This is a genomic window from Aeromonas rivuli, assembly GCF_000820045.1.
GTDB lineage: Bacteria > Pseudomonadota > Gammaproteobacteria > Enterobacterales > Aeromonadaceae > Aeromonas > Aeromonas rivuli.
Map to the genome: position 1 here is coordinate 22,477 of NZ_CDBJ01000052.1, position 21,320 is coordinate 43,796.

The following is a 21,320-nucleotide window of genomic DNA, read 5'->3' on the forward strand; positions in this document are numbered from 1 at the left end:
AATGATCGGTAAAAATCACTTCGCTATCTTCATGAAAAATTGGAGGAAAGAGGTCATTGGCTCGGTGGAGCCCGCCAACCTTGCCCGCAGCACGGCCCCTTCCCAGCCGATCCAGAACTGGTGGGCGAGGGCCGCGCAGTCGCTCTCCGGGGCCAGCTCTCCCGCGGTCACGGCGTCCTTGAGGGATTGCTCAAGCAGCGCCTCCCAGCCGCAGAGGATCTGCTCGAGCCGCAGACGCAGCGCAGGTTCGAGCTGAACGACCTCCTGACCCAGGTTGCCGATGAGGCAACCGCGTTTGAAATCAAACCGCTCCAGTCCCCGGCAGGCGCTATCGACAAAGGCATGGAGTCTGGCCAGGGGCGCTTGGCTGCTATCCCCTAGGTAGCGGGTCAGCTTGGCGCAGAAGTAGTGGTGATAGGCATCCATCACCGCCAGGGTGAACTCACTCTTGTTGGCAAAGTAGTGATAGAAGGAGCCCTTGGGGATCTGGGTGGACTTGAGCACCTCGTCAATGGAGGTGGCACTGATGCCCCGCTCGGTCAGCAGCGCCATACCACGGCGGATCAGCAGGTCACGGGTGTCTGCATAGGATTGCCCATGGAGGGCTGGGCGGCCACGGGGGCGGCGGGGAAGCGCGTCGTTTGTGTGCATAGGGATTATTAGACGCCTCATCTAGAAATAGATCAATCCACAATGATGAACCCATGTTGAGCCTGGTTTCTCCCTCCACCCTGGGCAGTCATCTGAGGGGAGCAGGCGGCAGCCATCCCCCTGGTTGGCCTCTCTGTTGAAGAGAGCCAGCATCACCACGCCAGGTTGAACCCAATAGCAAGGGCGCCCCAAGGCGCCCTTTTGATACTAGATGGCCGTGACCGGCCGCTTAGTTGCTCATCTTCTTGTAGATAAACAGCACCAGCAGGGCGCCGATCACGGCGATGATCAGGCTGGGGAGATTGAAGCCCGTCACTGTGCCCATGCCGAGCAGGGTGCTGACGTAGCCCCCGACCATGGCACCGACCACCCCCAGCACCACCGTCATGATAAAACCGCCGCCATCTTTGCCCGGCATGATCCACTTAGCCAGTATGCCCACGAGCAGACCCAGCACAATCCAGGAGAAGAATCCCATGACACTATCCTCATCAATGTTTGGAAGTCAGACTATAGGCCCAAATGTCACCCAGGCACAGGGCCCTCAGGAGGGCATGAGCCAGCAATCGTCGGACTCATGGGCCGTTAACAGCCTAGTTCATCAGCACTTTACTCGATAGGACGCAGTGGCCGTGCCTCAAGCTGCTGGCCACTGGGCTTGCACACCAGTATGGATCCCTGCTCGAACCAATCCCCCAGCACGATGCGGCGGGCGCTGCGCTTGCCGAGGCGAAAGTCGTGAATGGCGGGTCTGTGGGTGTGGCCGTGGATCAGCAACTGGCAGTCATGGGCTTTCATCAGATCTGCCACGGCCTGCTCGGTGACGTCCATGATGGTGTGGGGCTTGTGGCTGTTTTGCTGCTGGCTCTGGCCACGCAGCTTGCCCGCTATCTTGCGACGGCGCGCCAGGGGCAGGCGCAGGAACAGCCAGCGCAGCCAGCTTAACTGAGTGATGCGGCGAAACTTCTGGTAGTCGACATCGTCGGTACAGAGCCGATCCCCGTGGCTGAGCAGGGTGCGGGTGCCATAGAGATCGATGATGCAGGGATCGGGCAGCAGCATCATGCCAGCCTGTTTGGCAAAGCCCTTGCCGAGCAAAAAGTCGCGATTGCCGTGGATGAAATAGAGCGGTACCCCGCGCTTGCTCAGGGCCAGGAAGGCATCGGCCACCTGTTGGTGGAGCGGGCAGGGATCATCATCGCCAATCCAGAACTCGAACAGATCGCCGAGCACATAGAGGGCATCGGCCCCCGGCGCCTCCTGTTGCAGAAACTGGATCAAGGCCGCCGTCATGTCGGGGCGGGCGCTGCAAAGGTGAAGATCACTGATAAAGAGGGTGCTCATGGGGCCCTATTGGTGAAGGTCATGGCGAAACGCCAGGGTTAAGAGTTGAAAAACGGGAATGCGGGATCCGTTAACGCTGGGGCCAGTGTAACAAGCCAAGGTCGCTCCCTTCCAGCGTTAGCAGTGCCAGATAGGGATCGCCCGGCAGCGCCAGTAGCTGGCAGATGGCGGCTTCCCCCTTGAGACCCTGCGTCAATCGCAGGTGCAGCACTGCGCGGTAGAAGTCGATGCCAAAGTGCTCAAGCAGCGCCGCCATCAGGCCAAGATGACGCCAGCCGTGCAACGATTCGATGGGCCCGGGCGTGACATAGAGCTCGAGAGGCCAGCGTTGACCATCTTGCCCGGTCAGGTGTCGCTCCAGCAGCCAGATGCCGTTGCCCTTGTCCCGGCCATGCCAGCCCTGTGCGGCGAGGCCCATGGCAAGGCTTGCCGGCTCTGGATGCTGGCAAATGATATCGAGATCGCTGCCGGGCCTGTCCAGACCGATGGTCAGGGTGCTGACCAGGGCCAGATCCTGACTAGTTGCCTGCAAGGCTTCCCAGAGGCCACGTTCGCTCAGCAGGGCATGGGCCGCGCGTTGGCGATCATTGCCCTGGGCCAGATAATCGATGCGGCGCCAGTCAGCGCCATGCTGGCCTCGCGCAGATGGAAAAACTGCGGCCGGGGCCGCAGTGTTATCAGTGCGCAGAAGGCAGCAATCAGTCAGCAAGGGTGACCTTGGTGATGACCACATCTTCTACCGGTACGTCCTGGTGCATGCGGCCGGAGTTGCCGGTCTTGACGCCCTTGATCTTGTTGACCACGTCCATGCCGGCGGTCACTTCACCGAATACGCAGTAGCCGAAGCCCTGGGTGGTGGCGGATTTGAAGTCGAGGAAGTCGTTGTTGCTGACGTTGATGAAGAACTGGGCGCTGGCGGAGTGCGGCTCGGAGGTACGGGCCATGGCGATGGTGCCAACTTTGTTGGACAGGCCGTTGGCCGCTTCGTTCTTGATGGAGGCGCGGGTCTCTTTCTCGTCAAAACCGGCGGCGTAGCCACCGCCCTGGATCATGAAACCGTCGATGACGCGGTGGAAGATGGTGTTGTCGTAGTGACCATCGCGGCAGTATTGCAGGAAGTTGGCCACAGTTTCCGGGGCTTTTTCCGCGTTCAGGGTCAGGGTGATGTCGCCGTGGTTGGTGTGCAGAGTAACCATGATATGTCCTTTATTCTGTCGGGTGAAAAGTGGGCATGTGACCGGGCCCGGAGGCAGTCACAGGCAAGCTTTCATCTAGGGGTAAAAATAGTGGCCGCAATTCTAGCCTATCCCGGTCCCCGGGCAAAGTCGCACGACCCTCTCAGGAGATCAACCCATGACGGGCGTCAGCAGATCAGCCAGGGTTCATGCTGGGGAGCGGCCTGGCCCCGTCCCCATCTTGGCTGCGTCGATACCGGCATGGCCGCCAATTGGCGAAAAAGCAGCCAGCCTGGACCAAAAAGGCGGCGACTGGTGGCCCCGGCTCGTTTTCTAAAGGGGATGCGGTTAGAATGGCAGGCCATTTCACTCACAGGCAGTGGTTCTCATCGATGCTGAAGATATACAACACACTCACTCGTCAAAAAGAAGAATTCAAACCCATCCACACCGGCAAGGTGGGCATGTATGTGTGTGGTGTCACCATCTATGATCACTGTCACATCGGCCATGGCCGCACCTTCGTCGCCTTCGACGTGGTGGCCCGTTACCTGCGTTACTGCGGCTATGAACTCAACTACGTGCGCAACGTCACCGACGTGGACGACAAGATCATCAAGCGCGCCGCCGAGACCCGGGTCACCTGTGACGATCTCACCGAGCGCCTGATTGGCGACATGCACGCCGATTTCGACGCCCTCGGCATGGTGCGCCCGGACGTAGAGCCGCGCGCCACCCAGCACATCCCCGAAATCATCGACATGGTCGAAGCACTGATCGCCCGCGATCATGCCTACGTGGCGGACAACGGCGACGTCATGTTCATCGTCGAGTCCTATGCCGACTACGGCAAGCTCTCGGGCCAGGATCTGGAGCAGCTGCAGGCCGGTGCCCGGGTCGATGTGGTCGAAGCCAAGCGCAACCCGCTGGACTTCGTGCTGTGGAAGATGTCCAAGCCCGGCGAGCCGACCTGGGAGAGCCCCTGGGGCCCGGGTCGTCCCGGCTGGCACATCGAGTGCTCCGCCATGAACTCCAAGCACCTTGGCAACCATTTCGACATCCATGGCGGCGGCTCTGACTTGCAGTTCCCCCACCACGAGAACGAGATCGCCCAGTCCTGCTGCGCCCACGAAGGGGAGTACGTCAACACCTGGATGCACAGCGGCATGGTGATGGTGGACAAAGAGAAGATGTCCAAGTCCCTTGGCAACTTCTTCACCATCCGCGACGTCCTGACCCATTTTGATGCCGAAACCGTGCGCTACTTCCTGATGTCCGGCCACTACCGCAGCCAGCTCAACTACTCGGAAGACAACTTGAAGCAGGCCCGCGCAGCTCTGGAGCGGATGTACACCGCCCTGCGCGATCTGCCTGCGGCCGTTGCCGCCGGTGGTGACGAGCAGGTGGCCCGCTTCAAAGATGCCATGGACGATGACTTCAACACCCCGGAAGCTTACTCCGCCCTGTTCGACCTGGTGCGCGAGATCAACCGCCAGAAGGCCGAAGATATCAATGTCGCCGCAGGCCTAGGTGCCCGCCTGCGCGAACTCGGCGCCGTGCTCGGCATACTGCAACAAGACCCGGATGCCTTCCTCAAGGGTGGCGAAGCGGACGACGAAGTGGCCGAGATCGAGCAACTGATCGCCCAGCGCAATCAGGCCCGTGCCGACAAGAACTGGGCCGCCGCCGACGCCGCCCGCAACCGTCTCACCGAGATGGGCATAGTGCTGGAAGACAGCGCCGGCAAGACCAGCTGGCGCCGTGCCTAAGATCGGTGGTCCTGTTGCTGCCAACTGGTTAGCCAAATAAAAAACCGCAGCCCTAGGCTGCGGTTTTTGTTTGTGCCTTTTCCCTCGACACCTCTCAAGCCTCGGTGGCCTGAGTTCTGATCCCCTCTCCCCTTGCGGGAGAGGGCCAGGGTGAGGGGCCTCTAACCTCTTTGGCTCGCCAGTCTGGCGACAAGCCGACGGTTTTGGTTTCAGCCTAAAAGAGGCGAGGGCTCTGCCCTCGAAGGGGTTTCGCCCGCCCTTCGGGCTGGGGCGAGTGACTTTGGAAAGACCCGCTCTCTTTGGCAAATAACACCAAAGGTCTTCTCCCCCGACAAACCGCCCGCTTCGCGGGTTCCCTCGTCTCGTTCAACGGGTCGGACGGAGCGCTGCAGAGGGTACTTTGGCCTTCGCCATCCCTGGCTTAGGCCAAAGTCCGCTTCGAACCTCCCTGTTCTCGCGCCAAATCGGGGTCGAGCAGTGCTCGCCCTGACCCGATTTGGCCCCTATGCCGGCTGCTGCTGCGCCATCATCCATGATGGCGCTCCTGACCTGTTGAACTCGACTCGGCGGTTTGCAGGGGGACCAATACCGTGCCCGCCCGTGGTTTTAGCGTGCATGTTGACCGTCTATTCCGCCGAAAGGGGAGAGCAGAGCAAGGGGTTGACGAAATAGCGTTTTGGTTTGGGTCAAAGCTTGTTTGGGGAATAGAAATAAAAACCGCAGCTCAAGGCTGCGGTTTTTTAGATGGGGATAAACATGGGATGTTCGGAACGTCGTAATTAGGATTTAAGTGTGCTAATTATATAATTAAGGTAAATACCACTCAACTAACTCTTGTATATGTGGCGAACTAAAGGTTACATCTGGCTTGAATAATATGTTTTCTTCGGAGATTTTATCAATGTATTCTGATATTTCTTTTAGGTCATCGGGTGGGAATCCATACCTAATTAATAGTGTATGTATAGTATTGTTTGTACCATACTTTAGTAACTCAATCATTTTTAATGCTTTACTATCTTTTGTCGCACTGTGATAAATATGGAATGCACCTATCAGTACATCTGATAGAGAAAATGCAATGACAGTGTCAAGATAGTCGTAGGTATCGAAAACTATCGCATCATAACTTACATCCTTTGCTTTGGTACCTTGAAACAAAGAATATGCATTTCTTAATGTGCTGTCGGGTAACTTATTAGCCGGCTGTGTGAATTTTGCCAGCGCATTTCTATCTCCATCACGGTCAGATATATCGTTATACCGGATCCCCACTATCTCCTTGAAAGGTCGGCCTCTAATAACACTAAAGAAAATAACTATGGCAGTATTAAATACATTTAACTCACCGTCTAGCAATTCTCTCCCAAGTGAGGCTTCATATATGATACGTAGGTTGTTTTTGACAATGTTTCGGTTTTCTCTGTTTTTACGGCCAAATAAATGCTTGCCAAACTCATCACCATAAATTAAATGAAGAGTTTCTTTAATTAAATCGAATGTGTGTTGATTGGATAGTCGTTCTATTTTTGTTTGAGGTAAATTAATATCCTCATTGAACGTGCCATCGATTATTGAGGAGATTAGCTCTTTTTCATCTGTAAAGTCGTCTGCATCTGATTCCAATAGAGAGGTTTCTGACAGACGGTAAGAGCTGTTAACTCTAGAGCATAAGAGCTTGGCATTACTTGTATAGACAAAGCCAAAATCAAAATCAGGTTTATTTGAAAGTCGTCCGCTTCTGCCAATTAGGTTCTTAAATGCTAAAGATTTGTCTTCTTCAGATTCACCTTGCATTCTCATATTATCCAACCAGACAATATCAAAAGGCATATTGATACCTTGAGCTAAGGTACTAGTTGCGAAACAAATTTTAGCAAAGCCCTCCCTAATGAAATCCTCAATCAAAAATCTTACATTCAGGGGAACTGAACCATGATGAATAACAACTCCGATTTTTAATAGCTCAACTAGTTTTGATTTATGATTATTGTCATTTGCCCCTAGGACTTCCTCTACCTCTCTAATTATATCCAATGCCCTTTTATTGGTTATTTTATCGAAATGGTCAACAAATTTCTTAAAGCTATCAAGGAAGTCTCCACGATAAAGAGATGCTTTGGATACAAAGACTAGAACTGATTTCTTTCCATCAAAAGCAAATTTTTCAAAATCACTATCTAACGCAATGCAGTTTTTTAAATTATGTCCTTTTTCTATATAAGGTGAAAAATAATAGTCTTTGCGATTTTTATGGCCAAAAACAAATACTTTTCCTACTGTGTTGTGAGGATAAGACCTTGAGTATGAACTTGTTTCATCTATAGCGTGCTTTTTAAATTGAGCTTCTGGATTATCAACAAATGGATGTGCAAATATTAATTTTGCTTTTGGGTAGTGTTTTTGTACTCGCCTTACCAACACATCAAATATAACTCCTCTTTCTTTTTCTTCTGAGACTTGAGCTTCATCAAAAAAGAATAAAACTATATTTAAGTGCATGTTTGATGTAAATAGCTCCCTAGCTCTTTCAGGAGTCAGAATGAAAATTCGCCTTAACTGTCTTTTTGTAAATACATAGTCAACAAAAGATGAAATCATAACACTCTTATCATCTTTAAACTTATCGCGCATTGTTTTTATATACTCTGCAATTAATGCGCGAGATGGGACAATAATGACGCAGTCACCTTGAAGATCAAAAATATAATCTCGAATAGAGAATGATTTTCCTGCACTTGTTGGTGCTGATATAGACACGAACTGCTTTTTTTCTACTGCTGTTCTAACACTAGCCTGAACGGGGGTAAGGTATTCACCAAATCTTTCTTTGTGGTTATGACCAATGTTTGAAAGGATGAAGGAATATAAATTTTTAGGTTTTGTGTTTTTGTAAAACAGGCCTAGAGAAGAAATTATTTTCTCTTCATAAATTGTGAATGTTTCTGGGTGGAAAATTTTATAGTATGTTAAGTTTTCTATAATTTTATTATCTATGGGGCCATCAGAATGTAACTTTTCAATTAATTTACAAAGGTCATCTTCTGGACTATTGGATTCTTTGATACTTTTTATGTTGAACATATCACACCCACTAAATAAATTGCAGTGGCACCTTTGACTAAACTTGAACGACAGATGCGATTAAGAGCGTTATCCATTATGGCTTGATGGTTGTCAGAATTTATTGAAAATGCAGCTATTACACCGAAGCTATCATCATCTAAATTATTTATTGATTTGTCACTAGCGATGTTTTTTAGGTGGGTCCTATCTCTAAAATGTTTCTCTTCGTTTATAAATTGTTCTATCTGTGGGATCGCCTTTATATGGGAGTTGATTGATCCAGAATACTTTGCCTCTCCGAAATTAATAAGGTTTTCTGGGCATTCTGTATGAAAATCGAAACCTTCATTTTGTTTTTTCTGTGGCTTCCAAATTTCAGCTATAGGTAGTGCTTTGTGTTCAAAAACTATTTCTAAGGCCCGTGATGAACCTATTGATATCATTATTTCGCCAAATTCAGAGCCAATTTCATTGCTGTCTTGAAATTTTTTAAAAATAGCGACAAGTGCTTCTGCTGTCTCATTAGCTGTATAGCTATAAGAGCGCTTTGTTCCCTTGTCCATAGAAAGCATCCATGAAGTATCCAGAACAGATTCAGTTAATTTTTGGGCTATGCATCTTAGATCGCTTACAGTAATCAAGCACGACTTTATATTTCCACTTGCTGGGAGCTTTTTATGTTTACATCCCCATTCTTCATCATCCTTTATCACAATGCCCCCTATGTTGAAATTTAATTTAATCAAGATCTTGTTTTCGATTTATGGAGTATTATCAGACGTTATTAAAAATAATCTATTGTCACAGCTGAATACTTACTATCTGGTCTTAAATATAAAAACTATTCCCCGATAGAGATATGTGCCGCTTGCTGTTGTATTCACAATGATTTTTTCACCTATGCAACCATGTCGACGGCACCTGTTGCATAGGTGCGACAATCTGATCCCACCATGGGGTGGCCTAGGGGCAGGATCAGGAAAATAGCTCTTCCAAGCTCGGTCCCAAATACATAGGGCGCTATTAACTGGCCTCGGAGTTGCGGGTTGGGTGTTGCCCCCTGTTGTTCGCCGAGGTGAGCCCCTTTGTCCAGGCCGCGAGGCAGGACGCCGAGCGAGCGCCGCTGGGCCAGGGATGGCCCATCGGCGCGTGCCGTCGGACAAACGTGTGAACCGAGGGCTCCCGACGCAGGAGGGCGAACAAGCGGGGGTGGCCTTTCTTTTGGTGACTTTTCTTTGGCCACGCAAAGAAAAGTCACTCGCCAAGCCGCGCAGCGGCGGCGAAACCCCGTCGAGGACGGAGTCCTCGCATCCTGCATGGCGAAGCCATGCCAATACCTTGTTGCAGGGCAATGACGTTACCGAACCCCTCACCCTAGCCCTCTCCCGCAGGGGGAGAGGGAATTGTTACCCTGGTGCAATGCGCTGTGCTTATTGCACCCTACCGTTCTCCCGCAGGGGAGAGGGGATGATTACCGTGGTGCAATGCGCTGCGCTTATTGCACCCTACACGCTTATTGGCACCCAACGCCTCTCCCCCAAGGGGAGAGGGGATGGTTACCGCGGACGATTACGCTTCGCTACTCGACCCTACTTGTCCCGGGTCCCGGGGCCGTCGGAAACCCCGTCGAGGGTGGAACCCTCGCACCTTGCGGAGGCGCGGGATGCCGGGCTGGCATCCGCCAACGACGCTACCGCCCCTGGCTCTCGCTACCACAATGCGCCGCTGACCCGACGGAACAAAACAGGGGCCAACGGGCACCCACCCCCATCCTACGGAGCCGACGGGGCCCGATCCATGGATATTGCTGACCCAAGTGTCAGAATCGACAGGTTTTTTGCGCTGGTTCAACGTTACGGCTGCAAGCCTGGGGTGGCGCGGGGCGTCAAGCCTTGGCGGGGGGCGCACCAAAGTGTGAACGGGCCGATATTTCCCCAGGTCGGTCCCATCTCCCCCTTGTCGGGCGTGTCCCGAGTTGGCTAAGGTGGTCGCCCATCACATGCAGGCAGTGGAGATAGGCATGGACAACATATTGCAGACCCTGTCGGAGCGGGTCACCCAGGCGCGGGATCTGGAGAGCCTGACCCGGCCGCTGTTGGAAATGCTCGAGGCGGTGACCGGGCTGGAGTCGACCTATCTCACCGAGATCGATCTGGTGCAGGGCAAGCAGAGCATTCGCTATGCCAACAATGCCAACGACGTGGCCGGGCTGCAGATCCCGGAGGGGATCACGGTGGACTGGAGCGATGCCCTGTGCCGGCGCGCCATCGATGAGGGGCGCATGTTCACCGACAACGTGGCCGAGTGCTGGGGCGATTCGGATGCGGCCAGGATCATGGGCATTCGCACCTATCTGAGCAGCCCGGTGCGCACCCCCTCGGGGTCGCTTTATGGCACCCTGTGCGCCGCCAGCGCCGAGCGCAAGCCCTTCGTGGCGGGCTCAGAGCAGCTCATCGGCTTCTTCGCCCGGTTGATCGCCGAGCATGTGGAGCGGGAGCAGTTGCTGCAGCAGTTGCAGCAGGCCAACCAGGAGCTGGCGCGCCAGGCCCTCAGCGATCCCCTGACCGGCCTGCCGAACCGGCGGGCGCTGATGCAGGAGCTGGCTCGCCTGTTTTCCCTGTCGGAGCGGGCCGGGCACCCTGTGCTCATCGCCTTTATCGATCTCGATGGCTTCAAGCAGATCAACGACACCCACGGTCACGAGGCGGGGGACAAGCTGCTGATCACCATGGCGCAGCAACTGTCGGCGGCCCTGCGCGGCGGCGATCTGCTGGCGCGGGTCGGGGGGGACGAGTTCGTCGTGGTGGGCATGGGACCTCATCAGGGGCATGAGACGGTCGAGGGGGCGGTGCAGGGCTTCCAGCGCCGGCTGTTCGAGCAGAGCGTCTTTCAAGTGCCAATCCCCTCCCGGGTGCTGGACTATCCCGGCGCCAGCGTGGGGGCCGTGGCCATAGATCCGGCGCACACCAGCATAGACGACGCCCTGCGCCAGGCCGATGCGCGCATGTATGCGGTCAAGCGCCAGCGCCGCGCGCTGGAGGGGCGGGCAGGTTGCGTCTGAGGCGCCCCTGCCCATGGCAAGGGGGCCAGGGGCCGCGGCTTTGATGCCGCGCATTGTTGCCCCTGCGCCCGGGATGCTAGGATGCGTCTCCCTCAACACAGGCACTCTCTACCATGGCAAACCGCGTTATCGGCCAGCTCCGCGCCCTGGCGGCGAAAGTGGCCACCCTCTTTGCGGAGCTCTGTGAGTTTCAGCAGCGCATCTGGGTGGTCAGCATCATCAAGGATGCCTACACAGACACCTTTATCGTCAATGAAGACAGCTTCGAGGAGCCGATGCAGTGGATGCGGCGCAAGGGCTACAGCGCCGACTTGCTGCAACGGGTCAATGAGATGCGGCGCTCCCAGGTGATCCAGCTTGAACTCGGGGATGTCAGCCATCGCCTGATGCGGGTCAAATAGCCCCGCTGGATTAGCGCTGTCGCCAACCCGCCCCCAGATGCCATGGGCGGACAAGCCCCCGTGACGTCACCCTTGCCCCATCGGCCCCCGCGATGGTGGCCTATGCCACTGCTTATTTTTCTTTGGTTCTCTCCGCCTTCAGGGCCCCGGCATAGATGCAGAACGCCGAGTTGTAGTCGTTATAGGCAATGGCGTAATTGAAATCGCAAAAGTAGGCCGGGTGCTTGGTCGCAATGGCATCCCCTGCCTTGCACTGGGTCTGCATGTTCTCCACGAGCCCGTCATTGTTTCCCCCCAGGCAGGCCTTGCCCGTGGTCTTGTCGTCGCCGCAGGCCGTCAGCAGGGTACAGAGGGCGATGCCCATCAAGGGTTTGATTAGGTAGTGCATGTTGATCCCGACCAAATGAAAAATCCTGACTGTGATGAGGGCGCCATGGGCTGCTGACGTTTCACCATGCATAGGTGCCATGCGCGTCGCTTGTTGGCGCCCTGCGGGAGCCGCATGCGTTAGACACGCTACCGCCCCTGGCTGTCGCTGCCACAGTGCGCTGACCCTGGATAAAAGAGGGCCAACAGGCACCCATGGCCATATTACGGATCCCGCCAGGCAGGAGTCACGGCATTGCGACGATCCCGGTCGGATATATCTGGTTTTCTTGCGCTGCTTCAAACTTCGGGCCATCCAGGTCCCTTTTTATCTCACAAGCCGGGGTGGCCTGAGGGGGACATCGTTGGCTGAACGGCCCCGTGACGGATGTTGATGCGCCATGGATGAGGGGGCGGGCAGGGGCGGGTTGAAGGCGTGTCTTGCGGTGCAAGGCGAGGGGCCTTGGGCGTTCACGTCAGGGGCAATTCTGGTCGGCGATATGCGGTTCTGTGAGCCGCGGCCTCTGGCGAGGCCGCGCTGAAGAAGGGATCAGGGGGCGGGGAAGTACTTGCGCTGGATCTGCTGAAATTCGCTGCTGGCCAGCACCTGGGTCAGGCCCTGTTGGAAGCTCTTGACCACTGCATCATCGACCCCCTGGCTAAAGGCGTAGCAGAACTGCTCCGAGCTCAGCACCCAGCGCACCTGATAGCGGGTCGGATCCGCGCCCGGGCTGCTTAGCAGACTCATGACGGTGGTCTTGTTGGTCGACACCAGATCGATCCGGCCCGAGTCGAGCATCTTGATGGCCTGACCCAGGCGGTTGGCACTTATCACCTTCTGTTCGTCAAAGCCGTTGTTGAGCAGCAACTGCTCCCCGACGTCGGCCCGCACCGCCCCTATGTTGTACTGCTGGGCATCTTCGAGTTTGTTGATGGTGATCGCGCGCCGGGTCAGACCCAGCAACACTATCTCGGCGTAGCCGATGGAACAGGCCCATTTGAACAGCGGATCCCGCGCCTCGGTGCGGGCGGTGGAGAAGAGCACCACATTGGGTTTCTGGGTCAGCAGGTAGTAACCCCGGGCCCAGGGCATGATGGCGATAGGCTGGGGCGGCGTTGCTGTCTGTTGCCAGACCCGTTGCAGCAGCTCGACCGCGAGGCCCGCGGGCTGGCCCGTCTCATCGAGGTAGTTGTAGGGGCGATACTCTTCGCTCAAGTAATGGAGGCTCGCCAGCGGCGTGGTGGCCCAGGCCGGTGCGGCGAGCATGAAGATGATCAACGGCAGACTGAATGGGGTGGTCCATGCTCTCATGCGGCCTTCTCCTGTGCGCCTGGGGCAACCTTGAGTGTCGCCAAGTCACAGGATTTCGCCAGCCATGGCCCCTCGACCTAGGGAGGGCCATGGGGCTCACCAGCGGCCGCGGGTCTCTCCCAGCGGGCGCAACTGCTCATCGCGCAAACCTAGCAACAGGCTGCTGCCATCGGGCTGCAGGCGAAACTCGCCATAGGCCGCCCCGGTCAGCGTCTCCCCTTGCCCCTCCTCGAAGAAGTAGGCGTCCGGCCCGACCTTGACCATGCCTTCCCGGCGAACGAGGTTGAGCAGCCGCTCGTCCGGCGCCAGTTTCCCGGTATCCCCGTGGGGCTGCCAGTGGGCCACGCCTTGGTTGTCTAGCCGGATCACCAGCTGGCTGCTGCCCGCCGGTTGCCGTGGGTGAGCCTGGGCCCATTGGCGGGCTATCTCGTAGTTGAGCCGCATATAGTCCCCCTGCATCAGGGAGCGGGGATCCACCGGGGCCAGACGCAGCAACACGGGTTCGCCGCTGTCGATGGCGTGCTCGAAACGCCACACCTGGGCGTTGACGCCCAGCAAGATGGCGAGGCCACAGAGCAAACTGGCAAGGGTTCTCATGAGTGTCTCCCAAGGCGCAGCAACAGGGCGCGCATCAACAAGAGGGCGGTGCCAGAGCCGAGCAGCAGCCAGGACTTGGTCATCAGCGGCAGGGCCAGATCGTAGTAATAGAGCGAGCCGAAACCGAGCAGCAGCAGAGCGGCCAGGGTCATCATGCCCAGACTCCCGGCGTAGAAGCCGAGCAGCAGCACCAGGGCGCCCGCCCCCATGCCGGGGATCAGCGCCGCCAGCAACACCAGGGGCAGGGCAAACAGCCCCTGGCGGCGAGGCAGCTTCAGATGGTGAAGCAGGGCGAGCAGCAAGGCCGCGCACAGCAGCGGGTTGAGCCAATGGGGCAGCCGCGACCGTCCCAGCTCCTCGAGCACGCTGGTTTCGTCAAACAACGGCTGATGCAGGCGCCCAAGCAGGATCAAGGAGAGGGCCAGGCCAAAGGCCATGGCTTCGAACCGCTCGTGTTGATGAGGACGGCGCTGTGCCCAGAGCCAGCAGGCGCAAAGCAGCGCCATCACCAGTGGCAGGGCCAGGATCTGCAAACCGAGGCAGGCGAGCGCCAGGGTCAGCAGCAGGGCGGCGGCCAGGGTGTGAAACAGCCGGATCAGCCAGTGTTCAAAGCAGAAGGCGATGGCGAACGCCAGTGCCGAGAGCCCGGCCCAGGCGCCAAAGGCGTGCACGTCCATCCTATCTATCAGGCCATAGAGCAGCCAGGCATCCGCCGCCAGGGTCAGGGCCAGCACGAACTGATCCCAGAGATCGCCGCTGCGGGCACTGCGATTGAGCAACAGGGCCATGGCGAGCAGGGTCGCGCCAAGGGCCAGGGCATGATCCGGGCTGTCTATCAGATCGCCAACGCTCAAAAAGAGGAAAAACAGCAAGAAGAGGGCGGCGAGCCAGCCGACCACCCCCAGCATGAAGCGGTTGGCCCAGTGGGGTTCGTTATCCCGGGGTTCATCCCCCTCGACCAGCTTGGCCGAGCGCAGGATCTGCCAGAGTTCAGGCTGTGAGGACATAGGGGCTCCGGCAAGGCAGGGAAACTGAACGGGCCGAGGCCCTCTGGTTACTGATTGGCAGCATGGCGACTCCTCTGTTGTTGCAGCCAGCGGCTGGCGGCCACCGACAGGCCAATGGCGACGAGGCTGAGCAGCAAGAAGCCATTCACATCCGGCTCCATCCATTTGCCGAGCGCCGCCAGCAAGACGACGATGACGCTGAGGCAACCCATGGCGAGCCCGGTGATGAAGCTGTGATGCCAGCAGGCATAGGCGGCGCCGAGCCAGAGCAGCCAGAGCGGCCAAATCCAGGAAGAGGCGGCATCAAACAGGGCGAGCAGGGCGAGCAGGGTGACCCCAAGCCCGGCCATCAGCGCGGGCAGGTAAGCGGGCATCACCTTGTAGCGGGCAGGCAAACTCCAGAGCCCTCCCCAGAGCAGGGCATTGAGCAGGGTGAGGCACCAGGCCAGCCCCTCCTCATCGAAGGAGAAGAACAGCGTGAACAGGCCGAGCCGCCAGTAGAGCACCAGGGCGAGCTGGGCCAGCAACCAGCTCAAGGTCCAGAGCAGAGGACTCTTGCCGAGCAGGGCCCAGGGCAGCAGCAGCATGGCCCAGAGCGCAAACAGCTGCCAGGGATCGGCCCCGGTCTGATAGGTCTGGCCCACCAGGGCGAGCAGGGCGCCGAGATTGAGGGCGCACAAGCAGAGCAGCCCCTGACGGGCGCCGTCACTGAGCCGGACGCGCCACAGCACCAGCAGCATGGCGAGCAGGGGCAGCTCGACCAGGCCCAGGCGCGGCAGTCGCCCCAGTGCCTGCCAGTTGAAGGCGACAAAGAAGATGAGACCGGCGCCAAGGCAGAGGCAACCGAGCAGCAGCAAGAGGCGATCGAACAGCACCTGCCAGCGTGCGGGAGCGGGGGGCAAATCGGCCAGACGAAGGGCCTCGGGCAGCTGTGCTGGGGCGAGGTGGCCTCGCTTGACCCAGTCGAGCAGGGGACGGCGGGAGTGATGCTGCATGGAATGGCTCCGAATAACGTGCCCCATTATGGCATAGGGCCGGGGCGCCAACACCATGGCCGAGTCCCGGGAAGGGCTGCCGATGGCTGACCTCGGCGCAGAGAGAGGCAAGACACAGACGAGGGTGGGCAAGAGGGGAGCAGGGTTGAACGGGATAGCGTGGCGGGATGTGCCGAGATGGTGCCTGGCAGGGGAGGCGTTAAAGACACAGGCCCCATCATTTGATGGGGCCTGTGTCTTCTTATATCAGGGCTATCTTAGTGGCGCTGGCTATCAGGCGGTGACGATCAGGGTGCTGATCCCCAGGGTGATAAACAGGACGGCGCAGCCAATCCGGATGCTTTTGAGGGGCAACTTGTCGGCGCCGAGCTTGCCGAGCAGCACCACGGGCACGTTCGCCAGCATCATGCCGATGGTGGTGCCAGCAATGACCTGAGTGAGCGAGTCATACTTGGCGGCCAGCAGCACGGTGGCAATCTGGGTCTTGTCGCCAATTTCGGCGATAAAGAACAGCACGAAGGTGGCGAGGAAGGGGCCGTACTTGTCGAGCTTGCTATCTTCATCGTCCATCTTGTCCGGCACCAAAATCCAGACCGCCATGGCGATAAAGGCTCCCGCCACCAGATAGGTCATCAGTTTGGGATCGAGCCAGCGACTGATCAGCTCGCCAATCCAGGCCGCGCCCGCATGGTTGAGCAGGGTAGCGGCAAACATGCCGGCGATGATGGGCCAGGGCTTGCGAAAGCGACAGATCAGCAGGAGTGCGAGCAACTGGGTCTTGTCGCCTATTTCGGCGACGGCCACGCTCAGGGTGGAGGTTAACAGGGCTTCCATAAAGATACCGGGGGACGGAATTGTTATAAACCAGAGACAAGCCTGCGCCATCCGTCCCCGGTATTGGCACTGGCCCGTCAAAGGTCTTGTCAAATCCGGCATTGCTCGTTGCGGATCACGCTGACCATGGTGAGTTTGCACCAAGTATGTTGATCAACGTCTGCGGGCCTTTTAGCCCGTCAGCGACTACTCCCCCTCGATGGGAGCGGGCATTCTAGGAAAGATGCCCGGTAATTACAAGAGGTTGGCCAAGGTGAGAGCCTGATGAGGGTGACCGGCTGGTAAATCGCACATCCGGCGCTCTGCTATCGGGAAACCTGTCAGCCTCGACCTTAGCCGCCGACCTGCTTGACGGTGAAGCCCGCCTTCTCCAGCTCGCTGCGGATGAGATCGCGCTTGTCGCCCTGGATCTCGATGATCCCCTCCTTCAAGCCGCCGCCGGTACCGCACTTTTTCTTGAGCAGGGTGGCGATGGCTTTTTGCTGCGCATCAGGCACCCCATGAATGGTGATGACGCCGGCGCCCTTGCGCCCCTTGGTCTCGCGGCGAATACGCACCACCCCATCGGTGGGGAAGGGGGAGGCTGGGCTGGCCTGGGTGCTGGGGGTAATGGCACCGCCATCTGTGCTGAAAACCAGACGGCTGTTGTTGTCCTGATGCATGGTGAACTCTGCAACTAGCTAAGCGAAGTTTGATTTTACGCAAATTGTTGCGCAGGTCACAGCTTATAATGGCCACAGAAAAGAGAATTGTTCTTGTTTAGAGTCGTCACAGTTTCCACCTAGGGGTTGGCCATGGTTCTCACGCAGTTATCACCGGGGCAGAGCGCTCGTATCACAGATTTGAATGCACTGGATCGCAGCCTGCGCCGCAAGCTGATGGTGATGGGGCTCTTGCCGCAATCGGAGGTCACCCTGCTGCGCTGTGCGCCCCTGGGGGATCCGCTCCAGATCCAGTGCCAGGGCATCTGCCTCTCAGTGCAAAAAAGCCTGGCCAACCAGATAGAGGTGGAGTGCCTATGAGCATCAATCTGGTCACGGTCGGCAATCCCAACAGCGGCAAGACCTCACTGTTCAATGCCCTCACCGGGGCCCGCCAGCAGGTGGGTAACTGGAGCGGGGTCACGGTCGACAAGAAGATGGGCAGCTTCAGCGTCGGGGAGCAGGATTATCGGCTGACCGACTTGCCCGGCATCTATAGCCTGGCGGCGCAGGATGCCAGCCTGGATGAGCAGATAGCCAGCGGCTTCGTACAGGGCCAACGCCCGGACTTGCTGCTCAACGTCATCGATGCCGCCAGCCTGGAGCGCTCCCTCTACCTGACCTTGCAACTGCGTGAGCTGGGTCTGCCCATGCTGGTGGTGCTCAACAAGATGGATCTGCTGGAGAAGCGACGCATCACCGTTGACGAGACGCTGCTCAGTGCCCGGCTCGGCTGCCCCGTGGTGTCGCTCTCGGCCCACAACCTGGCTCAGGTGCGCGCTCTCAAGGCCAGGCTCCATGAGTTCATCGGCTCGCCCCAGGCGGCGCTGCAGCTCGATTACGGCCAGCCTCTGGAGGCAGGCATCAGCGAACTGGAGAGCCTGCTTGCCCCCCATCCGCTGGCGAGTCGTGGCCGCGCCCTGCGCCTGCTCGAAGAAGATCCCGTGATGGCGCAGACCCTGCTGCCCGGTCAGCAAACGGCGGCCGCCAATCTGGTGCGCCGTGCCCAGGGTCAGCAGGATATCGACCTGCAACTGGCGGACGTGCGCTACGGCCACATCCACCAATGGTGCCAGCAGGCCTGCCAGCAGCGGGGCAAGCTCAACGCCGCCCAGAGTGAGTGGCTCGACAGGGTGCTGCTCAATCGCTGGGTCGGCATCCCCTTCTTCCTGCTGGTGATGTATCTGATGTTCATGTTCGCCATCAAGGTGGGCAGTGCCTTCATCGACTTCTTCGACATCCTGGGGGGCGCCCTGTTCGTCGATGGGGTCCACCATCTGCTGGGGCTAGCCCATGCTCCCGAGTGGCTGGGGGCCATATTGGCGGATGGCTTTGGCGCCGGTCTGCAGACGGTGGCGACCTTCATCCCCGTCATCGGTTGCCTCTATCTGTTTCTTGCGGTGCTGGAGAGCTCGGGCTATCTGGCCCGGGCCGCCTTCGTGGTCGATGCCCTGATGCGTCGCCTCGGCCTGCCCGGCAAGGCGTTCGTCCCCATGCTGATGGGCTTTGGTTGCACCGTGCCCGCCGTGATGGCGACCCGCACCCTCAACTCCGAGCGTGAACGGCTGATGACTTCGGCCATGGCCCCCTTCATGTCCTGCGGCGCCCGCCTGCCGGTCTATGCCCTGTTCGCGGTGGCCTTTTTCCCGGCATCTGGCCAGAACCTGGTATTCGGCCTCTATCTCGTCGGCATTGTGGTGGCGGTGCTCACCGGCCTGCTGCTGCGCAGCACCCTCTTGCCCGGCAAGAGTGACTCCATGCTGATGGAGATGCCCGATTACGAGCTGCCCCGCCCCATCAACGTGGGGATCAAGACCTGGCAGAAGCTGAAATCTTTCGTGTTCGGTGCCGGTAAAACCATAGTGCTGGTGGTGGCGGTGCTGAGCGTGCTCAACTCCCTGGGCACGGATGGCAGCTTCGGCCATCAGGATCAGGAGAGTTCGGTGCTGAGCAAGCTGAGCCAGGGGGTGACACCGCTGCTGCACCCCATCGGCATTCGTGAGGATAACTGGCAGGCGACGGTCGGCATCGTCACCGGTATCTTCGCCAAGGAGGCCGTGGTCGGCACCCTCAACAGCCTCTATGGGGGAGGCGAGCAGGCCGCCGATGCCGAGTACGATCTGTGGCAGAGTGTGCAAGATGCCCTGGCCAGCATCCCCGCCAATCTGGCGGCCATCAACCCGGCCGATCCCCTCGGGATAGATATCGGCGAGGTCGGGGATGCCAGGGTTGCGGCGGCGGAGCAAGAGGTGAGTCTCTCCACCTACGGCAACATGCAGGCTCACTTCGACGGGGCGGCGGGTGCCTTTGCCTACCTGCTGTTCATCCTGCTCTACATGCCATGCGCCGCCGCCATGGGCGCCCTGGTGCGTGAAACCGGCCGTCCCTGGGCTATCTACACCGCGCTCTGGTGCAACTACATGGCCTTCATGGGCGCCACGCTCTTCTATCAGGGGGCCAGCTTTGCACGCCATCCCGAGCAGAGCCTGGCCTGGATAGGTTTCTATCTCGGCTCCCTGCTGCTGCTCTGGTGGCTGGGACGCATGCGCGGTGACATAGTGACGCGCCGGGTGGTGGCGCAGTGATACTGCATGAATTAGGAGACTATCTGGCCCGGGAGCACAGGGTCAGTCGCCGGGATCTGGCCCGTCACTTCCACACCTCGGAAGATGCCGTCGAGGCCATGCTCGGGGTCTGGATGCGCAAGGGGCGCGTCATCAAACAGGAGAGCCAGCTGTGTGGCGGCAGTTGCTGCGGCAAACAGCAGCTGGTGATATTCGAATGGTGCGAGCCGGGCCGTATCGGCCTGGTGCAACGCGGCTAGGCGGTATCGCCGTCCCGGATGCCAACGAAAGAACCCGCCAGCGGCGGGTTCTTGGTCTCTGATCTGCCAGGGCAGCCGGTGGCGCTCAGGTCCAGTCCAGCTCGTCCTTGTCATCTTTGCCTGGTTCCAGGCTCCAACCGCTGGCGTCGCTGCTATTGGCAATCTGCCCCTTGTCACGCCACAGCTTGATCTTGAGGCGCAGGTTGGTCTGCGAGTCCGCATTCTTGATCGCCTCCTCGTCCTCTATCACCCCTTCCACCACCAGATCGAACAGTGCTTCGTCGAAGGTGATCATGCCAAGGGTGCGGGATTTCTCCATCACCTCCTTGAGGCCGCCAAACTCGCCGCGTTTGATCATGTCGCGAATGGTGTGGGTGCCCAGCATGATCTCCACCGCCGCCCGGCGCCCGCCATCCGCGGTTTTCACCAGTCGCTGGGAGACAAAGGCCTTGAGGTTGTTGCCCAAGTCGTTGAGCAGCTGGGGACGGCGCTCCTCGGGGAAGAAGTTGATGATGCGATCCAGCGCCTGGTTGGCGTTGTTGGCGTGCAGGGTGGAGATGGCGAGGTGGCCGGTCTCCGAGAAGGCCAGGGCATGCTCCATGGTCTCGCGGTCACGAATTTCGCCGATGAGGATCACGTCCGGTGCCTGACGCAGGGTATTTTTCAGGGCGGCGTGGAAGCTGCGGGTGTCCACGCCCACTTCGCGCTGGTTGATGATGCTCTTGCGGTGGCGATGCACGTACTCCACCGGATCCTCGATGGTGATGATGTGGCCGCCGCTGTTGCGGTTGCGATGGTCGATCAGCGCCGCCAGCGACGTGGACTTGCCCGAGCCTGTGCCGCCGACGAACAGCACCAGGCCCCGTTTCTCCATGATGGTATCGAGCAGCACTGGGGGGAGCTTCAAGTCCTCGAAGCGGGGGATCTCGGTCTTGATGTTGCGCGCCACCAGGGAGACTTCGTTGCGCTGCTTGAAGATGTTGACTCGAAAGCGGCCTATCTGGGGCAGGGAGATGGCAAGGTTCATCTCCAGCTCCTTGTCGAACTGCTGCTTTTGCTCAAGATCCATGATCTCTGCGGCGATGGCGGCCACCTCGCCCGGGGCGAGCGGGGCCTCGCTGAGGGTGCGCAACACCCCCTGAAACTTGGCGCTGGGGGGGGCGCCGGTAGAGAGGTAGAGGTCGGAGCCATCCTGGCTCGCTGTAGCCGCGCGGGTG

21 protein-coding genes are annotated in these 21,320 nt (G+C 58.2%); 6 read left to right on the plus strand and 15 right to left on the minus strand.

The window, feature by feature from the left end; translation table 11 throughout:
- Positions 1-15 precede the first annotated feature (15 nt).
- The 5 genes from acuR to BN1130_RS11110 all read right to left on the minus strand — a co-directional run bounded on the left by acuR (position 16) and on the right by BN1130_RS11110 (position 3,191).
- Positions 16-651, minus strand: coding sequence for an acrylate utilization transcriptional regulator AcuR (acuR, locus tag BN1130_RS11090; RefSeq protein ID WP_042042082.1), 636 nt, complete (start codon positions 649-651; stop codon positions 16-18).
- A 229-nt stretch (positions 652-880) separates the two neighbouring features.
- On the minus strand, positions 881-1,129 hold the full coding sequence (locus tag BN1130_RS11095) for a GlsB/YeaQ/YmgE family stress response membrane protein (RefSeq protein ID WP_042042083.1): 249 nt from the start codon (positions 1,127-1,129) through the stop codon (positions 881-883).
- Positions 1,130-1,260: 131 nt separating this feature from the next.
- Positions 1,261-1,995, minus strand: a complete 735-nt coding sequence (lpxH, locus tag BN1130_RS11100) for a UDP-2,3-diacylglucosamine diphosphatase (RefSeq protein ID WP_042042084.1) — start codon at positions 1,993-1,995, stop codon at positions 1,261-1,263.
- Positions 1,996-2,065: 70 nt separating this feature from the next.
- Positions 2,066-2,704: a DUF4269 domain-containing protein gene (locus BN1130_RS11105; protein WP_042042085.1), complete on the minus strand. Its 639-nt coding sequence runs from the start codon at positions 2,702-2,704 to the stop codon at positions 2,066-2,068.
- The gene (locus tag BN1130_RS11110; RefSeq protein WP_042042086.1) at positions 2,694-3,191 is read right to left on the minus strand and encodes a peptidylprolyl isomerase; all 498 of its coding nucleotides are present in this window, start codon (positions 3,189-3,191) and stop codon (positions 2,694-2,696) included. Before BN1130_RS11110 ends, BN1130_RS11105 begins: the two co-directional genes overlap by 11 nt.
- Positions 3,192-3,562: 371 nt before the next feature.
- On the opposite strand from BN1130_RS11110, the gene cysS reads away from it, so the two are divergent.
- Entirely contained in the window at positions 3,563-4,939 is a 1,377-nt protein-coding gene (gene cysS, locus BN1130_RS11115; RefSeq protein WP_042042087.1) for a cysteine--tRNA ligase, read from the plus strand.
- Positions 4,940-5,746: 807 nt separating this feature from the next.
- Here the strand turns inward: cysS and BN1130_RS11120 are convergent.
- A complete protein-coding gene (locus tag BN1130_RS11120; RefSeq protein ID WP_042042088.1) occupies positions 5,747-8,023 on the minus strand; it encodes a DEAD/DEAH box helicase in 2,277 nt (758 codons plus the stop codon).
- A complete protein-coding gene (locus tag BN1130_RS11125; RefSeq protein ID WP_198135264.1) occupies positions 8,011-8,718 on the minus strand; it encodes a hypothetical protein in 708 nt (235 codons plus the stop codon). The genes BN1130_RS11120 and BN1130_RS11125 overlap by 13 nt, the downstream gene beginning before the upstream one ends.
- Positions 8,719-10,025: 1,307 nt before the next feature.
- Here BN1130_RS11125 and BN1130_RS11130 point away from each other — a divergent pair.
- Positions 10,026-11,066, plus strand: coding sequence for a sensor domain-containing diguanylate cyclase (locus BN1130_RS11130; protein WP_042042103.1), 1,041 nt, complete (start codon positions 10,026-10,028; stop codon positions 11,064-11,066).
- 113 nt (positions 11,067-11,179) lie between these two features.
- A complete protein-coding gene (locus BN1130_RS11135; RefSeq protein WP_042042089.1) occupies positions 11,180-11,467 on the plus strand; it encodes a hypothetical protein in 288 nt (95 codons plus the stop codon).
- Positions 11,468-11,579: 112 nt separating this feature from the next.
- Here the strand turns inward: BN1130_RS11135 and BN1130_RS11140 are convergent, their stop codons facing one another.
- From BN1130_RS11140 to BN1130_RS11170, 7 genes are all read right to left on the minus strand, one after another.
- Positions 11,580-11,855: a hypothetical protein gene (locus tag BN1130_RS11140; protein WP_042042104.1), complete on the minus strand. Its 276-nt coding sequence runs from the start codon at positions 11,853-11,855 to the stop codon at positions 11,580-11,582.
- A 528-nt stretch (positions 11,856-12,383) separates the two neighbouring features.
- Positions 12,384-13,145, minus strand: a complete 762-nt coding sequence (locus tag BN1130_RS11145) for a substrate-binding periplasmic protein (RefSeq protein ID WP_042042090.1) — start codon at positions 13,143-13,145, stop codon at positions 12,384-12,386.
- Between the two features lie 96 nt (positions 13,146-13,241).
- Positions 13,242-13,742, minus strand: coding sequence for a GDYXXLXY domain-containing protein (locus BN1130_RS11150; protein ID WP_042042091.1), 501 nt, complete (start codon positions 13,740-13,742; stop codon positions 13,242-13,244).
- Positions 13,739-14,749: a DUF4401 domain-containing protein gene (locus tag BN1130_RS11155; protein ID WP_042042093.1), complete on the minus strand. Its 1,011-nt coding sequence runs from the start codon at positions 14,747-14,749 to the stop codon at positions 13,739-13,741. Before BN1130_RS11155 ends, BN1130_RS11150 begins: the two co-directional genes overlap by 4 nt.
- Positions 14,750-14,796: 47 nt before the next feature.
- Entirely contained in the window at positions 14,797-15,744 is a 948-nt protein-coding gene (locus BN1130_RS11160; RefSeq protein WP_042042094.1) for a DUF2157 domain-containing protein, read from the minus strand.
- 273 nt (positions 15,745-16,017) lie between these two features.
- Positions 16,018-16,578, minus strand: a complete 561-nt coding sequence (locus BN1130_RS11165; protein WP_042042095.1) for a TMEM165/GDT1 family protein — start codon at positions 16,576-16,578, stop codon at positions 16,018-16,020.
- Between the two features lie 332 nt (positions 16,579-16,910).
- Positions 16,911-17,240, minus strand: coding sequence for a translation initiation factor (locus BN1130_RS11170; RefSeq protein WP_042042096.1), 330 nt, complete (start codon positions 17,238-17,240; stop codon positions 16,911-16,913).
- A 132-nt stretch (positions 17,241-17,372) separates the two neighbouring features.
- Here BN1130_RS11170 and BN1130_RS11175 point away from each other — a divergent pair, with 132 nt between their 5' ends.
- Genes BN1130_RS11175 through BN1130_RS11185 form a run of 3 tightly spaced genes read left to right on the plus strand, consistent with a single transcriptional unit; the run spans position 17,373 to position 20,103 of the window.
- A complete protein-coding gene (locus BN1130_RS11175) occupies positions 17,373-17,600 on the plus strand; it encodes a FeoA family protein (protein WP_042042097.1) in 228 nt (75 codons plus the stop codon).
- Positions 17,597-19,864, plus strand: a complete 2,268-nt coding sequence (gene feoB / locus BN1130_RS11180; protein ID WP_042042099.1) for a Fe(2+) transporter permease subunit FeoB — start codon at positions 17,597-17,599, stop codon at positions 19,862-19,864. Before BN1130_RS11175 ends, feoB begins: the two co-directional genes overlap by 4 nt.
- Positions 19,861-20,103 (plus strand): FeoC-like transcriptional regulator, encoded by a 243-nt coding sequence (locus tag BN1130_RS11185; RefSeq protein ID WP_042042100.1) that lies wholly within the window; start codon positions 19,861-19,863, stop codon positions 20,101-20,103. Before feoB ends, BN1130_RS11185 begins: the two co-directional genes overlap by 4 nt.
- An 85-nt stretch (positions 20,104-20,188) precedes the next feature.
- On the opposite strand, the gene BN1130_RS11190 is transcribed toward BN1130_RS11185, so the two are convergent.
- The coding region (locus BN1130_RS11190) for a PilT/PilU family type 4a pilus ATPase (protein WP_042042101.1) at positions 20,189-21,320 on the minus strand (1,132 nt) is incomplete at its 5' end.

Bases quoted from the DNA above. Each gene is read 5' to 3' on its own strand.
- BN1130_RS11130 (WP_042042103.1), top strand. From the start codon at position 10,026: ATGGACAACATATTGCAGACCCTGTCGGAGCGGGTCACCCAGGCGCGG.
- BN1130_RS11095 (WP_042042083.1), bottom strand. From the start codon at position 1,129: ATGGGATTCTTCTCCTGGATTGTGCTGGGTCTGCTCGTGGGCATACTG.
- BN1130_RS11150 (WP_042042091.1), bottom strand. From the start codon at position 13,742: ATGAGAACCCTTGCCAGTTTGCTCTGTGGCCTCGCCATCTTGCTGGGC.
- lpxH (WP_042042084.1), bottom strand. From the start codon at position 1,995: ATGAGCACCCTCTTTATCAGTGATCTTCACCTTTGCAGCGCCCGCCCC.
- BN1130_RS11175 (WP_042042097.1), top strand. From the start codon at position 17,373: ATGGTTCTCACGCAGTTATCACCGGGGCAGAGCGCTCGTATCACAGAT.
- acuR (WP_042042082.1), bottom strand. From the start codon at position 651: ATGCACACAAACGACGCGCTTCCCCGCCGCCCCCGTGGCCGCCCAGCC.
- BN1130_RS11155 (WP_042042093.1), bottom strand. From the start codon at position 14,749: ATGTCCTCACAGCCTGAACTCTGGCAGATCCTGCGCTCGGCCAAGCTG.
- feoB (WP_042042099.1), top strand. From the start codon at position 17,597: ATGAGCATCAATCTGGTCACGGTCGGCAATCCCAACAGCGGCAAGACC.
- BN1130_RS11120 (WP_042042088.1), bottom strand. From the start codon at position 8,023: ATGTTCAACATAAAAAGTATCAAAGAATCCAATAGTCCAGAAGATGAC.
- BN1130_RS11145 (WP_042042090.1), bottom strand. From the start codon at position 13,145: ATGAGAGCATGGACCACCCCATTCAGTCTGCCGTTGATCATCTTCATG.
- BN1130_RS11135 (WP_042042089.1), top strand. From the start codon at position 11,180: ATGGCAAACCGCGTTATCGGCCAGCTCCGCGCCCTGGCGGCGAAAGTG.
- BN1130_RS11110 (WP_042042086.1), bottom strand. From the start codon at position 3,191: ATGGTTACTCTGCACACCAACCACGGCGACATCACCCTGACCCTGAAC.
- BN1130_RS11170 (WP_042042096.1), bottom strand. From the start codon at position 17,240: ATGCATCAGGACAACAACAGCCGTCTGGTTTTCAGCACAGATGGCGGT.
- cysS (WP_042042087.1), top strand. From the start codon at position 3,563: ATGCTGAAGATATACAACACACTCACTCGTCAAAAAGAAGAATTCAAA.
- BN1130_RS11160 (WP_042042094.1), bottom strand. From the start codon at position 15,744: ATGCAGCATCACTCCCGCCGTCCCCTGCTCGACTGGGTCAAGCGAGGC.
- BN1130_RS11165 (WP_042042095.1), bottom strand. From the start codon at position 16,578: ATGGAAGCCCTGTTAACCTCCACCCTGAGCGTGGCCGTCGCCGAAATA.
- BN1130_RS11140 (WP_042042104.1), bottom strand. From the start codon at position 11,855: ATGCACTACCTAATCAAACCCTTGATGGGCATCGCCCTCTGTACCCTG.